Here is a 15,321-nt window from a genome sequence, read left to right on the forward strand (position 1 = left end):
CTTAGAATAATCCTCGTCAGAATACATGAAAGGTAATATTCCATTTTAATCGTGCAAAAAATATATTCGGTTAGAATAAACCATTTCGTAGTTTTGTCCGTCATTAAAGCACAACGATATGAAACATCTCTATACACTATTTATATTATTATTGGCAAGTCCAATAGTTTTATCACAGAATACAACGTGGGAAAGTATTTCCCTTAAACATTATAAGCAGAAAAACGCTTTGTTAGTTACTGACTTTGCCGTAAAAGGCCAGGTTGATAAAATTAAGAGTTTTCAAGGCATCACGTATAAATACAGTGCAGATTCATGGCATTTTATTCGTTGTACCCCTAACGAACTTACAGTGATGATTCAAGGTGGAATGATTTCGCAAGTTTATTTTAATCCTGCTGTTCCTAAAGAATTGAATGATACGATGCGGATTGTTCAAAATATTGACAGTGTGCACAATGGTAATGCTCCACTCCCAACCGCTTTAACTGGCGCTGGTGTTGTTGTTGGTTATATCGATTCAGGTTTAGATTTTAATCATGAAGATTTTAAAAATGACGATGGCACTTCACGTGTTTTATATTATTGGGATCATACACTTGCTTTTGACGAAGACAGAACACCTGCTAGATATGGTTACGGCCAACTTTGGTCGAATGCTGATATTGACGCAGGAATTTGTACTTCTGGAGACGGAAGTGCTCATGGAACAACTGTTACTGGTGCAGGATCTGGAAATGGAAGAGCAACTGGAACACATAAAGGTGTGGCGCCAGATTCTGATATCATTATAGTTGAAACGAATTTTGGATTGGCAAACTGGACCTTAACCGTTGCTGATGGTATTGATTTTATATTTGCTATGGCAGATGAATTGGGTAAACCAGCAGTTGTAAATACAAGTGTTGGGAGTTACTTAGGTAGTCATGATGGAACGGATCCAGCATCTGTTATAATCGATAGCATATTGCATGCTAAAACCGGTCGAATAGTTGTCGCTGCAGCAGGAAATTCAGGAAATCAAGGTAGTTACCATTTAAAAGCTGATGTTGATGAAGACACTAGCTTTTGTTGGTTTGATGTAAATATGGAATCGGCTTTTGGTGTGCCAGCCGTATATTTTGATTTATGGGCAGACACGGCAGACTTTAGAAATGTAAATTTTGCTTTTGGTGCCGACCTTGTAGATCCTACATTTGAATTTAGAGCAAGAACAGATTTTTATACAATCATCCCTTTATTAGGCACAACAGTTTATGATACGATTCGCGTTGGCGAACATAATTTAGCGCCTGTTGAATTCTTTTGTGAAGAAATAAATGGTGTTTACCATATAGAAATGGTTATCTTAAATCCTGATTCGTCTGATTATTATTTTAGATTCGAAACTTTTGGTGAAGGCACCTATGATTTATGGTCGGGAGCTTGGTTAGGAGCTTCAGAGATTGTAAATTCAGGTTTACCTGATGAAATGGATTTTCCTGACATCGCTCATTTTAATCTTCCGGATTCTAATTCAACCATTGTAAGTTCTTGGACATGTTCACCAAAGGTTGTGACCGTTGGAAATTTCAAGAACCAATACGACTATATCGATTATGCAGGTGAACCATATATTGTAGCAGGAGGACCTCCTGGCGAATTAAGTCCAGCATCTAGTAAAGGACCAAATAGAAAAGGTTTGATTAAACCAGATGTATCAGCAACTGGTGATGGAATAATGAGTGCTTGTCCTCTTTGGCTATCAGCATCATTAAGAGAAAGTAATCCGAGTATGTTAGCTGAAGGTGGTCAACATGTGCGAAATGGTGGTACATCAATGGCCTCTCCTGTAATTGCAGGAATTGCAGCACTTTATTTAGAGAAATGCCCCAATGCTAGTTATCAAGATTTTCTAAATGATTTACATGACTATAGTTATGAAGATGGTTTTACAGAAGTAACGCCTAATAATGCTTATGGATACGGAAAAGTAAATGCCTTCTATATGTTGAATCAAAGTAATTTTGATGTAACAGTTACAGGCGATACACTAATCTGTGAAACACCTAAAGTTTTTGCAACTGTTGAGGATGATTTTGCTGCGTATAAATGGTTTAACGATGCTACAACATCAAGCATAGAATTAGATGAAACAGCCGACGTTTCTGTTATTGTGAGTGATGAAAAAGGCTGTAAAGCATATTCCGATACAATACATGTTTTAAAAGGTGAAATACCTACCTTCCCAATTATTAATATAGCTGGAGGCGGACTTATTACAACAGCTGCAGATTCTTTTATCTGGTATTTAAATGACAACCCAATTATTGATTCTGACAGTCAGTTTTACAATCCTACTGTTACAGGGAATTATGCAGTAGAAGTATTCAGTGAAGATGGCTGTTCGTTAATATCGGACTTATATTTTGTTGACTATTCTACTATTGAAGAATTATCTATGAACGAATTTTTAATTTTCCCGAACCCTTTTACAGAAAGATTTAATATTATAAAAAATAACCAAGCCTTAAATTCGATTATAATTTCGGATGTTTCAGGTAAATTAATTTATCAGCGTGACGATATTGATGAGAACAATTTGTTCATTTCAGTTGATTTGCCTAATCTCGCTTCCGGAACATATATACTCTCGTTATATTATGATCAAAGCTTTAAAAGTTACCGTTTAATAAAAAAATAAATAACCAACATTAATGGGTGTAAAAATAAATACCAATTACATTAATTAAATTTTTACTTTTACTCCCGATTTGAAAAAAAACATTACATGAATTTAAAAGGAATTATATCTATTGCTGGCAAACCAGGTTTGTTCAAAGTTGCTGCTCAAGGAAGAAATAATATCATTGTACAATCGTTAGAAACATCTAAAAAGTTTCCAGCTTTCGCTACTGATAAGATATCTGCTTTAGAGGATATTTGTATTTATACCTACGAAGAAGACGTTCCTTTAGCGGAAGTATATTCGAAATTGGCAGAAATAGCAAATTTCGAAAAGTCTTTAAGTCATAAAGAAAAGCCAGAATCATTGCGTGCAGAACTTGAAAAATTCTTGCCTGATTACGATCAAGATCGTGTTTATGATACTGATATCAAGAAATTATTTCAATGGTATAACATTCTAGTAGAACATGGAATTGTTTCGAAAGAAAATGAAAAACAAGAAAGTGAAGTCGCGCAGAGCGAGGAGGAATAAAAATATCAAATAAATTTAAAAGGGGCTGTTTGAAAAAACAGCCCCTTTTTTAGTTTAATAAGATTTCAACTTGTTTGACATTCACGTCAAATTCTTCGTTTTTAGAGTTCAATACTTCAAATGATTTTGAAAAAGCCAAAATTGTATCAATTGTCGATTTTTTTGGCATTTTTAAAGTCTTGTTTGTTGCAGACTCTTCATTGTTGTAGATTTTCATCATAGGCTACTTATACGGGTTTTTTATTATAAACTGAATTAGTATAAATATATTGTATTTAACAAAAAAAAATCTTTGCCCATTTAGAACAAAGATTTTTTTCTGGAATGATATTTTTCAGTTATACTGTGATACTCACGTCATGTTTGTGAACCAATTTTCTTAAATTAATTAATGCATAACGCATTCTTCCAAGCGCTGTATTAATACTAATATCTTCTTTATCAGCTATATCTTTGAACGACATCCCCTTAAACATTCTATTTTTCAAAACATCGCGTTGTTCGTCAGGTAAAAAATCAACTAAACGAACTAAGTCCGTCTCAATTTGTTCTTTAATCATCACATCCTCAATATTCTTATCCGTTAATGATAAAACAGAAAAGATATTAAAGTCATCACCTTTTGAGCTCGATTCAGATACCATTTTCATTTTATTACTTCTTCTAAAATGATCGACGACCATATTATGCGAAATTGTAAGTACCCATGGTAAGAATTTTCCTTCTTCATTATAAGACCCATTTTTTAAAGTACGAATCACTTTAATAAATACATCTTGGAATAAATCATTCGCAAGACTTTCGTCACGAACCTTAGACATTATATATCCAAAAATACGGCCTCTATTTCTATTCAGTAATAATTCGAAAGATTTCTCATCACCAGCGAGATACGAACGTATCAATTCTTGATCAGTTAAAACTAGATTTTTCATAATACACTTTTAAGCACGAACTATGAATTAGCTCGACATTTTTTTCATTTCAATTTTCAAAGTGTACTTGTGTTATCTATAGTTTTATTTTAAGTGATGAGCACCAAATATATAACTTTTCAATTAAAAAACAAAATTTTAAGGATCAAACTTATAGTTCTCCTGTTTCCTTATATACAATTGAAATTCAATTCACAACTGTTTATTATGTATGACTCGGTCGAATTTTAATGATATAAAGTCTACCTCAAAAAAAATATTTATCCACCGAGTGAAGTCATTATTATGCTTTATCTTTGAACGAATTAAATAACGAATAGCACACGATGAAAGTGAACAAAAAATCGATTAAAATTAAAGGGGCAAGAGTTCATAATTTAAAGAATATATCTTTGACCATACCCCACAATCAATTTGTTGTTATCACTGGTCTTTCAGGCTCTGGAAAGAGTTCAATTGCCTTTGATACGCTATTCGCTGAAGGTCAAAGAAGATATGTCGAAAGCCTTTCTTCGTACGCAAGACAATTCCTAGGAAAATTAGACAAACCAGATGTTGATTATATTAAAGGTATTTCTCCTGCCATAGCTATTGAGCAAAAAGTAATCAGTAATAATCCTCGTTCTACCTTAGGAACAGTAACAGAGATCTATGATTATTTAAAAGTATTATTCGCCAGAATTGGTAAAACTTACAGTCCTACAAGCGGAAAAGAAGTTAAAAAGCATACGGTTACAGACGTTGTGAATGTAATTCGTAACTTCAAAGAAGGTGAAAAGTATTTAATTCTAGCACCTTGGATTATTCATGAGAACAATACCATTAAAAAATCAATTGAGACATTAGTATCTCAAGGTTATACAAAGGTTCAAGTTAACGATGATATTATTAATTTAGATGAAATTGACCCTAAATCATATCAAAAGAATAAATCATATATCGTAATTGACAGATTGAGTCATATGCTCGATGATGAGGATTATTTATCACGAATTGCTGACTCGATTCAAACTTCTTTCTACGAAGGTTTTGGTGATTGTATTGTGCAAATTTTTGACACGAAAAAGCAATTCAAATTTTCAAATAGATTCGAGTTAGACGGAATAGAATTTATAGAACCTTCGGTTAACTTTTTCTCTTTTAATAATCCTTATGGTGCTTGTCAAACTTGCGAAGGTTACGGCAGTGTTATTGGCATTGATGAGAATTTGGTTATTCCTGATAAAAACCTGAGTATCTTCAATGAAGCAGTAGCCGCTTGGAGAGGTGAAAAAATGCGTGAATGGAAAGATAGTTTTATTGCCCAGTCAGTAAAAAATAAATTTCCTATTCATAAGCCTTTTGTAGAACTAAGTGAAGAGGATAAGCATTTACTTTGGCATGGAAATGTGCATACGCAAGGTATCAATGATTTCTTCTCATTTCTTGAAACGCAATCTTATAAAATTCAATATCGTATTATGTTGTCCCGATATAGAGGCAAAACTAAATGTCACGATTGCAGAGGGACTCGTTTACGTAAAGAAACCAACTATGTTAAAGTTGATCAATATAATTTAAGTGACTTTTTATTATATCCTGTTGATGAATTATTACCGATTTTTGAAAGTTTAAAATTAGATAAATTCCAAACAGATGTCGCGGATAGATTAATTCTAGAAATTAAAAATAGATTACAATATTTAAATGATGTTGGTCTCGGCTACTTAACATTAAATAGAAGATCTTCATCTGTTTCTGGAGGAGAATCACAACGTATTAATTTAGCAACATCTTTAGGAAGTAGCTTAGTTGGTTCGATGTATATATTAGACGAACCGAGTATCGGTTTACATCCTCGCGATACACAACGTCTCGTTCAAATTCTAAATCAATTAAAAGCTGTCGGGAATACAGTTATAGTAGTGGAACATGAAGAAGAGATAATGTTAGCGGCTGATCAAATCATTGACATTGGACCATTGGCTGGTAAATATGGTGGAGAGGTCGTTTTTCAAGGTAATCACGCTGACTTATTGAAAGCAAAGAATAGTTTAACTGCGGATTATCTAACAGGACGCAAAGTAATACCTATTCCTGAAAGAAGAAGAAAACTCAATAGTCACTTGCTCATTGAAGGTGCAAGAGAGAATAATTTAAAGAATATCACAGCTAAAATTCCATTGAATGGATTGGTTTGTGTCTCTGGCGTGAGTGGTTCGGGAAAATCGACTTTAATTAAGCAGATTCTTTACCCTGCCTTATTAAAAGCGCTAGGAAAATCAAGTAATCCTATTGGCGATTTTGACAAATTGAGCGGAGATGTTAGCAGACTTCACGATGTTGAAATGGTGGATCAAAATCCAATCGGACGATCTTCGAGAAGTAATCCTGCGACCTACGTAAAGGCTTTTGATTATATCAGAGAATTATTTTCTCGCGAGCAACTTTCAAAAATTAGAGGTTTAAAACCTGGTCATTTCTCATACAATGTTCCAGGTGGAAGATGTGAGGTATGTAAAGGAGAAGGTGAAATTACAATCTCTATGCAATTCATGGCTGATGTTAAATTAACCTGTGAGGATTGCAAAGGCAAACGTTATACTCCCGAGACTTTAGATATTGAGTATAAAGGCAAAAATATTCATGATATTCTAAGTCTTTCAATAGAAGAGGCTTTATTGTTTTTCAGTAAAGATGATAAAACAGAAGCTAAAATAGTAGACAGAATTCAACCACTATTCGATTTGGGATTAGGTTATTTAACAATGGGACAATCATCAAGTACGCTATCTGGTGGTGAAGCACAAAGGGTTAAACTTGCTTCGTTCTTGGGACCATCTGCATCTAAAACGAATCAAACATTATTTATTTTTGATGAACCAACAACGGGTCTTCACTTTCATGATATAGACAAACTACTGATTGCTTTTTATGAGTTAATCAAAAAAGGGAATTCGATACTAGTAATTGAACACAATAGTGATGTATTAAAATGTGCTGATTGGTTGATTGATATAGGTCCCGAAGGTGGTAAACTTGGAGGAAATATTGTTTTTGAAGGAACCCCTGAAGAAATTATTGACTGTAAGGAAAGTTATACCGGTCAACATTTAAAGAATAAAAAAATACTTGAAAAAGTTTAGACGGAGATTGGATTATCCGCCAAGTGTTTTATCACACGATCAAAGATTATTTTGAACCACGCCGTGTATGCTTCTGGATTTTCTTCCAAGTCGATTGAGATCGCTGAAATATCCATATACTTCCACTCTCCTACTTCTTCTGGATTTACTTCTGGAGCTTCGTTATAGGTTCCGAATAGAACATGGTCAAATTCATTTTCAATCATACCCTGATCCAATTCAGCCCGATAGATGAAGTTAAATTGTAATTCCATATCACAGGTAAACCCCATCTCTTCCACAAGTCTGCGTTCGGCAGCTTCCTCAACAGTTTCGCCGTCTAAAGGATGACTGCAGCATGTATTTGTCCACAATCCACCCGAATGATATTTAGATTTTGCTCTGCGTTGCAATAAAAGTTGTTGTTGATTATTAAAAACAAAAACAGAAAACGCACGATGTAACAATCCTTGCCTGTGTGCTTCTAATTTTTCCATTAGCCCAGTCGGCTCGTCTTGATCATTTACTAAAATAACATTCACCATTTACAATCTAATTGTGACATGCCGATTTTAGACAATGCCTATTAAAAGCTACGAAATTAATTTATTCTTTTAATCTTTTGGCTTTTCTCTGTTTTTTACGAAAAGCTTTAGCTCGCGTACGATTAACTTTTCGATTCTTTTTTACACGTTCCTTATACGCTATTTGTGCTTCCTTGTATGCCGCTTTATCCAATGGAACGAATTCGTCATTAAATTCAATTATTCCAGCTTGAATATCGCTAATCACATGTTCTGTTATTTTACCTTCAGCATTTGTTGAATCATAACGGATATCCAGATCTTGGTCCCACACTTTAGCCATTAACTTAAAACTTTGTGCCGTCATGCCTCCTCTGTATTTCTCAGAAATTTCATAAATCGTCATACCAGTTTCTCTATTCACTAGCTTCATTAAAAACCTTCCTTCCGATCTGTACAGATCTAAAATGAAATATTTAAATTCTCCTTTTAAGTCGGAATACGAATCTTTATAAAACTTATTTTGCTTACGTCGTTTCTCAATCGATTTTGAATTCTCTTCGATTTCATCTATCAATTCAGCCGCATACAAAGCATAAGGGTAAAGTTTAACCACTTTCTTTTTTATATTATTATAAGCTCTTAAATATTCTGCAGTGTACACAGAAACAGGAGTAGATGTATACTCAGTCAAACTATCCGAGGTGTTACTCGTCATTTGAGCTGATGCAAATACATTTACAAAAATGGTTAGTATTAAAACTGTAGTTTTCATAATGATTATAATACAAGTTCCGTACCATAATTTACGAAGATTTTAGGATATTATTATCTTTGAGCATAATAAATCTAGCAAAAGCCTTATGAATTCTATCAAGAAAATAATATTTGTAATCATCCCTTTTTTAATTTTTGCATGTAATGGAAATACTGAAACAGATTTGATTGATATCGACACAACTCAAATAGAATCATTTATTGATACAATTAAGACGGTAGAATTAAACGAAGAATTTGTTGACACTGCTGGATATACTGATAGTGAAGTTGAAGTGGCTGAGAAAATTGAAAAAAAATATGGCGTACAATGGGATTTTTGTGATTGCATCATTAAAAACGATTCTATTGAAAAAGCGATTATGATTACTGATGACGACGATCAATTAACGCTAATTCTAGACCGCTCGGAAGTAATTGACAATCATTGTAAAGAATTATTGACGGCCCCCAATACAACACCAGACGAACGTGCAAAACATGAACGTAAGGTTAATAAATGTTTAAAAGAAGCAAATCGAAGAAATAAATAAAACCAATCGCTTACAATAGCATGGACTTATCAATTAAGCATTATTCAGAATTATCAAAAGACCTATTCTACGAATTAGCAGCATTGCGTATTGCTGTATTTGTAATTGAACAAAATTGTCCCTATCAGGATTTAGATGGCCTCGATCAAGATGCCTATCATTTAATATTAAAGGATGACCTAAAAACAATGGGGACATTACGTATTTTAAAACCTGGTGTCGCCTATCCTGAATTTGCCATCGGTCGCGTTGTAATTCATAAAGTCGCCAGAAGAAAAGACTACGGTAATTTAATTATGCAAAAAGCGATAGACTTTATTCAAAATGAACTGAAAGGATCCGATATTCGTATTTCTGCACAAACTTACCTATTTGATTTTTATACAAATTTAGGCTTCACATCAACCGGAAAGGAATACCTTGAAGACGGCATTCCTCATGTCGAAATGCTGTTTAAAAAGTTGTTATAGATACCTTTGTAACCACCCAACTATAAGTTTTGGCAACAAATTTGCAAGTTATATTCAAAACCACGATTCATGAAATTAGAATTTAAGAATGTACTACCCTACCCTTTGGTCGACTATAAACATGATAAACAAAGTGTTTGGTCGTCTGAATTTAAAATAGAGTTCCCTCAAAAAGTATTATTAAATGCAAGTAGTGGAAAAGGTAAATCTACATTTATCAATACTGTTTTTGGTTTAAGAAAGGATTATAGTGGGGAAATAATTTGGGACGGAAAAAATATAGCAGAATTTGGAATGAACGACTGGACCAATCTTCGTAGAGATACGTTTAGTGTTGTCTTTCAGGATTTGCAACTATTTCCAGAATTAACGATCTGGGAGAATTTAGAGCTTAAAAATGCATTAACAAATCACAAGACTGCTGCTGAAATACAAGTGATGTTGTCACTATTAGGAATTGGAGATAGAAAAGATCAGATCACAAAAACTTTATCACTTGGCCAACAGCAAAGGGTGGCTATTATAAGAGCATTGCTACAGCCGTTTAAATTACTTTTAATGGATGAACCTTTTAGTCATCTTGATGAGAATAATGCAGCCCTCGCATTGGATTTAATTGCAGCTGAAACGGATATGAACAATGCTGGATTCATCCTCTCAAGTTTAGGAAGCACACACGGGTTTAAGTATGATAGCGAATTAAAACTATAGGTTATGTTAAAGAAAATATTATTCAAAAACAGCAGTACTTTTCAGTTTTTATTTGCAACAATTGGTGCATTTATTGGATTAACTGCCTTATTATTAAGCGTTCAATTAATTCTCGACGTAAAGTCGTTCCACTCGAATGAAGAAGAATTATTTGGACCCAACTCTGTTGTAATCCAGAAGAAGGTTACCAAATTAAGTACGATTGGCCTCAACTCCACCGCCTTTACAAAAAGGGACATCGAAGAATTAAATAAGAAACCCTTTATAACGGATGTTGCACCATTTCAATCTGCCGATTTCAAGGTAGGTATATCGGAAGTTGAAGGTGATGGTTTGCCACATTTTTATGCAGATATGTTTTTTCAAGCAATTCCGAATAGGTTTATGGACATTGATGTTGATTGGGATTGGAATGAAGATAGCGAATTTATTCCTATCGTTTTACCGCGTGATTTTATAATGATCATTAACTACGGATTTGCGCAAAGCCAAGGATTAAGTCAAATATCTGAGGATTTATTGATGCAAGCACGTTTAAAAATTCATCTTGAAGGAAATGGACAGAAAAAAGAAATGATTGGGAAAGTTGTTGGCTTTTCTCATAAGATCAGTTCTATTTTAGTACCAGAATCCTTTTTAAGTCAAGCCAATGAAAAATATGGCAAAGGTGTGAATCTTGATCCAAATCGAATTTTTATCACTACTAAAGACAATAGTTATGGAGAATTAGATCAATTGATGAATAAAATGAATTTAGACGTAAGCGAGTCAGCAATTGATGTTGCTAAAATTAAAACCATCATCGCAGTAGTTATTGGCATTTTCGGAATTGCTTCCGTATTAATAATGCTATTATCATTAATGGGGTTTGTTCAATATTCTCAGTTGGTTTTAAGTAGAGCAGCATACGAGATTCAAACTTTATTGCGAATTGGTTATTCAATCGAGCAAATTGTGAAAACTTTTATTCGACAACTAAGTGTTATATTCGGAATCATTACCTTTTCAGCAATAGCGATAATGGTTTTAATAAAATTATTTATCGTGGATATCTGGTTAACTAATAATGGAATCACAATTGCTGGAACAAGTATTTTTATCACTTTGATGGTTGCTATATTTTGTTTCCTACTCTTTATCATTTCGAATTATTTAAACATTAAAAAAACTGTAAACAAATTAGGGGCTGCGGAATAAAAGTTAATTTTTTGTTAAACCATTAACTATATATTATTTTTCCACGTCTGACATTTAGCTTAGCATAAAGATTTAAGAATTATGAAAAAAATAATTGCATTTTTTACACTCGTTTTGTTTGCCCAACTAGGTCAAGCACAAAATTTGAATTTCACTGCGGATAACGTAAAAGATTCGACAGTATATTTAGCACGATATTATGGACCTAAACTTTACTATGCAGATACAACTGTTGTAAAGAATGGTAAGTTCTCATTCGACGGAAGTAAGCAGGAAGCAGGTCTATTCGCTGTGATTATGCCAAATGGCAAGTATTTTGAAATGATAATTGACGGTGAAGATGTAGATATGCATATTAAGGATCCTGAGAATTTTATTGGCGGAATGACTGTCAACAAATCTGTTAACAATAAAGTTTTCTATAATTATATCAAGTTCATGCAGAAAAACAAGGAACAAGGTTCTGCTTTGAATGAAAAATACACTAAAGCAGCAGAAGGTTCAGACGAAAAAGCTGCAATTAGAAAAGAAATGGTGGCCTTAAATGAAAAGGTGGCTGAATACCAAAAAAAATTAGTTGCAGAGAATCCAAAACGTTTTATTGGTGTAATGGTAAAAATGTCAATCGATATTGAATTACCAGAACCTCCTAAAGATGCTAATGGTGTAATCACTGATTCTAATTTTGTTTACCATTATTATGTTGATCATTATTGGGACAATGTTGATTTTTCAGATCCAAGAATTGTTAAAGCACCTATTTTTCATAATAAATTAGATAAATTTTTCTCTAAAAGGGTATTGATTCAGATACCAGATTCTATTGCAGTTCATGCAAAAAAATTAATAGACAAAACGGATCAATTAGACCAATCGAACAAAGTATTTCAATACATCGTTCACCATGTTACCAATAAATATGAAACATCTCAGATAATGGGTATGGATAAAGTTTTTTGCTTCATGGCTCAAAATTATTATTGTCCGCCGAATAATTTAGCTTATTGGGTAACTGAAGAGAATACCACTAAAATTTGTGAACGAGCAGAAAAGGTATGTAGAACATCTCCTGGTAGTTTCGCTCCTATGTTAATCTTGCCAGACACATCAGATGTAAACTGGATAAATTCACATAGTTTTGATTCGGATTATACTGTGATCTACTTCTGGGACCCAACATGTGGACACTGTAAAAAAGTAACGCCTAAACTGCAAACTTTATACGATAAAAAATTCAAAGAACGCAACGTGGAAATCTATGCAGTAGCAAAAGCAACTGGTGATGATTTTGAAAAATGGAAAAAATTCATCCGTGATCACGAATTAACCTTTACCAATGTAGGTTTAACGAAATCTGTATATGACGAAGCAACGGAAAATCCAACAAATTTATTGCGTAATAAAACAAATATTCAAAGTTTAAATTACGCTGATACATATGATGTTTATTCAACTCCTCGAATTTATATTATTGATAAGAATAAAAATATTTTGTTCAAACAAATTTCAATTGGACAATTAGAAGAAATTATCGATGATAAGACTGGGCACCGTGACGATGTTAAATTATTCCCTGTTGAGAATCCAGAGAACGGAGAACAAGCTCCTGATGAGCATGATGAGCATGACGGACACGACCACTAGGAAATAGATTTAAAACGAATTAGGAAAAATCTTCGACTATTGTAGTCGGAGATTTTTTTTACCCCATAATTTATTTTAAGTGAAGCATGAATATTTGAAACTAAATCGGGTTTTAAATTGAATTTTGAAAATATAAAAGAGAATAAATTAACAAAAATAACGTCATTATTCCAGCTTAATATTCTACCCTCAATAAACAAATTTCACACGAAACGACACTTATTTTAAGCAAACACTAAAAAAATATCATTTTTTTTTTCACGCTAACCCCTATAAAATCAATAGCTTGAGTATAAACACCTAAAATTAAGTAAAAATACCTAGTTTTATCGCGAATTAATATTTAACTTTATGCCTGTAAAACAACTATTGGTCGAAAATTGTTAACAATTAATTTACTTAACATTCGGTAAAGGATTGAGTTTTAACTAAATTTGTTTACAGCATTTACAACGGTAAAATGATCACAAAATATTGGAGTAGTAATGATTTAGTAGAAGAAATATTTTACTTTTTCATAAGTTTTGGGTTAATGAAGAAATCTTTGAACGACATTACTACTTCATTCTTATTATAAATATAGGGTGAGCACTATTGAATTCTTAGTAGATATTACTTTTTCATAAGTTTTGGGTTAATGAAAATTCTACTTTCAATTAGTGTTCCCCTTTTTTTGTACCCTATTGTTTCGTCGTAAAACCTTTATTTCAGATCTCTTTTAACAATAACTTTTTTATGGAATGATGATTTTGCGACATTTAGATCAATATTTTCATTAACACCATTTAAGTGACCTGATTCTGAAAATTGCCAGATAATAAAATTATCGTCATGAATAAGATGAGTACTCCCGTTGTATTTTGCAATCCAATACAATTCATTTTCAATTTTATGTCCTGCTAAATGATCAATATAAAACGAATGGAATGTGTAAATTATCGGACGTACTGCCAATAGCTCTTCTACTCTATTCATAAAAACCAATAATGAATCACATAAAACATCTTCATTCATCCCACTCAACGATTCGATATCTAGGACTGGTTTCAATTTATAATTATAAGGATCAATTGTATTTGCAAAATGATTCGCTTGTTCTATTGCCGATTGTTTAGCTTGATAAAAATGATAAAACCCGTATTTACCGGCTAATACTGCAATGCCTTCAGCATTTATATCATACCGCCTATCTTTATGATTAGTTCCTTCAGTCGCTTTAATATAAAAGAAATCAATGCTATCACTAAAGTCACTGGCAAACATTTGATCAAAATTAATCTCCCCTTGATGATGCGAAATATCGATTCCAAAAACAGGATAACCTTTTGGCACATCAACTTTTAACCGCGCATCGTAATAAAACGGTCTCAAATTTTCGTACATCAAAAATGCAAAAGCACCAATAATTACAAGCACTGAAAGGGACTTAAATAATTTTTTCACTGTTAATGAACTGAAATTTTCAATCCATCATGAGCTATTGACACGTTTGATGGCAAAGTTGAATTAATTTCATCATGTTGTCCCATTAAATGACTAATATGGGTTAAGTAGGCTTTATTAGGCTTAATTCGATCAATAAAAGCTAAAGCTTCAGCCAAATTAAAATGTGATATATGTTGCTCTTGTCGCAATGCGTTAATCACGAGAAATTTAACACCTACTAATTTTTCCATTTCCTTTTCACTTACGAAATTAGCATCTGTGATATAAGCAAAATCCCCAATACGAAAAGCTGTTACAGGAAGTTGATAATGCATCACCTCAATAGGTTGAATGTTTATACCGTTCACATTAAAAGGAACTTTATCGATTAGGTTTAATTGAATTTTAGGTATACCTGGGTAAGTATATTCACTAAAGATATAGTGAAATTCTTTTTTTAAGCCAATAAGAACACGATCAGAAAGATAGACAGGCATATCCATTTTAGACTTAAAATTGAATGCTCTGATATCATCGAGACCAGCAATGTGATCTTTATGTTCGTGAGTAAATAAAACAGCATCTAAATTTTGAACATCTTCCCGCAACATTTGCTGCCTAAAATCTGGGCCTGTATCAATTACAAATGTTTGATCTTTAATTTTAATAAGAGCAGAAGTACGCAGTCGTTTATCTTTAGGATTAGTTGATGTACACACATCACAATTACATCCTATTACCGGTACTCCTTGAGATGTTCCAGTGCCAAGAAACACTACTTCAAAAGAATTCATTTAATGAT

The 15,321-nt window shown here is 33.0% G+C and carries 14 protein-coding genes; 8 read left to right on the forward strand and 6 right to left on the reverse strand.

Going from position 1 to position 15,321, the window contains the following annotated elements; all coding sequences use genetic code 11:
- Window positions 1-118 precede the first annotated feature (118 nt).
- Together T367_RS0109830 and T367_RS0109835 are read left to right on the forward strand one after the other, a co-directional pair.
- On the forward strand, window positions 119-2,683 hold the full coding sequence (locus T367_RS0109830) for a S8 family peptidase (RefSeq protein ID WP_027419686.1): 2,565 nt from the start codon (window positions 119-121) through the stop codon (window positions 2,681-2,683).
- Between the two features lie 87 nt (window positions 2,684-2,770).
- On the forward strand, window positions 2,771-3,199 hold the full coding sequence (locus T367_RS0109835; RefSeq protein ID WP_027419687.1) for a DUF5606 family protein: 429 nt from the start codon (window positions 2,771-2,773) through the stop codon (window positions 3,197-3,199).
- 49 nt (window positions 3,200-3,248) lie between these two features.
- On the opposite strand, the gene T367_RS24895 is transcribed toward T367_RS0109835, so the two are convergent.
- Both T367_RS24895 and T367_RS0109845 read right to left on the reverse strand, forming a co-directional pair.
- Window positions 3,249-3,419 (reverse strand): hypothetical protein, encoded by a 171-nt coding sequence (locus tag T367_RS24895; protein ID WP_157454188.1) that lies wholly within the window; start codon window positions 3,417-3,419, stop codon window positions 3,249-3,251.
- 118 nt (window positions 3,420-3,537) lie between these two features.
- Entirely contained in the window at window positions 3,538-4,134 is a 597-nt protein-coding gene (locus tag T367_RS0109845; RefSeq protein WP_027419688.1) for an RNA polymerase sigma factor, read from the reverse strand.
- A 326-nt stretch (window positions 4,135-4,460) separates the two neighbouring features.
- Between T367_RS0109845 and uvrA the strand changes: the two genes are divergently transcribed.
- A complete protein-coding gene (gene uvrA, locus T367_RS0109850; protein ID WP_027419689.1) occupies window positions 4,461-7,259 on the forward strand; it encodes an excinuclease ABC subunit UvrA in 2,799 nt (932 codons plus the stop codon).
- On the opposite strand, the gene idi is transcribed toward uvrA, so the two are convergent.
- Complete coding sequence (idi, locus tag T367_RS0109855; RefSeq protein WP_027419690.1) at window positions 7,256-7,783, reverse strand: isopentenyl-diphosphate Delta-isomerase; 528 nt, start codon at window positions 7,781-7,783, stop codon at window positions 7,256-7,258. The genes uvrA and idi overlap by 4 nt on opposite strands.
- A 61-nt stretch (window positions 7,784-7,844) precedes the next feature.
- Complete coding sequence (locus tag T367_RS23865) at window positions 7,845-8,537, reverse strand: DUF4294 domain-containing protein (RefSeq protein WP_051568479.1); 693 nt, start codon at window positions 8,535-8,537, stop codon at window positions 7,845-7,847.
- A gap of 88 nt (window positions 8,538-8,625) precedes the next feature.
- Here T367_RS23865 and T367_RS0109865 point away from each other — a divergent pair, with 88 nt between their 5' ends.
- The 5 genes from T367_RS0109865 to T367_RS0109885 all read left to right on the forward strand — a co-directional run bounded on the left by T367_RS0109865 (window position 8,626) and on the right by T367_RS0109885 (window position 13,094).
- A complete protein-coding gene (locus tag T367_RS0109865) occupies window positions 8,626-9,072 on the forward strand; it encodes a hypothetical protein (protein WP_027419691.1) in 447 nt (148 codons plus the stop codon).
- A 20-nt stretch (window positions 9,073-9,092) separates the two neighbouring features.
- Window positions 9,093-9,542 (forward strand): GNAT family N-acetyltransferase, encoded by a 450-nt coding sequence (locus T367_RS0109870; protein ID WP_027419692.1) that lies wholly within the window; start codon window positions 9,093-9,095, stop codon window positions 9,540-9,542.
- 69 nt (window positions 9,543-9,611) lie between these two features.
- Complete coding sequence (locus tag T367_RS0109875; RefSeq protein ID WP_027419693.1) at window positions 9,612-10,253, forward strand: ATP-binding cassette domain-containing protein; 642 nt, start codon at window positions 9,612-9,614, stop codon at window positions 10,251-10,253.
- A 3-nt stretch (window positions 10,254-10,256) separates the two neighbouring features.
- Window positions 10,257-11,450: an ABC transporter permease gene (locus T367_RS0109880; RefSeq protein WP_027419694.1), complete on the forward strand. Its 1,194-nt coding sequence runs from the start codon at window positions 10,257-10,259 to the stop codon at window positions 11,448-11,450.
- A gap of 81 nt (window positions 11,451-11,531) precedes the next feature.
- Window positions 11,532-13,094, forward strand: a complete 1,563-nt coding sequence (locus T367_RS0109885; RefSeq protein WP_027419695.1) for a TlpA family protein disulfide reductase — start codon at window positions 11,532-11,534, stop codon at window positions 13,092-13,094.
- Window positions 13,095-13,796: 702 nt separating this feature from the next.
- On the opposite strand, the gene T367_RS0109890 is transcribed toward T367_RS0109885, so the two are convergent.
- Both T367_RS0109890 and T367_RS0109895 read right to left on the reverse strand, forming a co-directional pair.
- A complete protein-coding gene (locus T367_RS0109890; RefSeq protein WP_035843174.1) occupies window positions 13,797-14,537 on the reverse strand; it encodes a glycoside hydrolase family 25 protein in 741 nt (246 codons plus the stop codon).
- 2 nt (window positions 14,538-14,539) lie between these two features.
- The gene (locus T367_RS0109895) at window positions 14,540-15,313 is read right to left on the reverse strand and encodes an MBL fold metallo-hydrolase (RefSeq protein ID WP_027419697.1); all 774 of its coding nucleotides are present in this window, start codon (window positions 15,311-15,313) and stop codon (window positions 14,540-14,542) included.
- Between the last annotated feature and the right edge of the window lie 8 nt (window positions 15,314-15,321).

It is taken from the genome of Crocinitomix catalasitica ATCC 23190 (genome assembly GCF_000621625.1).
GTDB classification, from domain to species: domain Bacteria; phylum Bacteroidota; class Bacteroidia; order Flavobacteriales_D; family Crocinitomicaceae; genus Crocinitomix; species Crocinitomix catalasitica.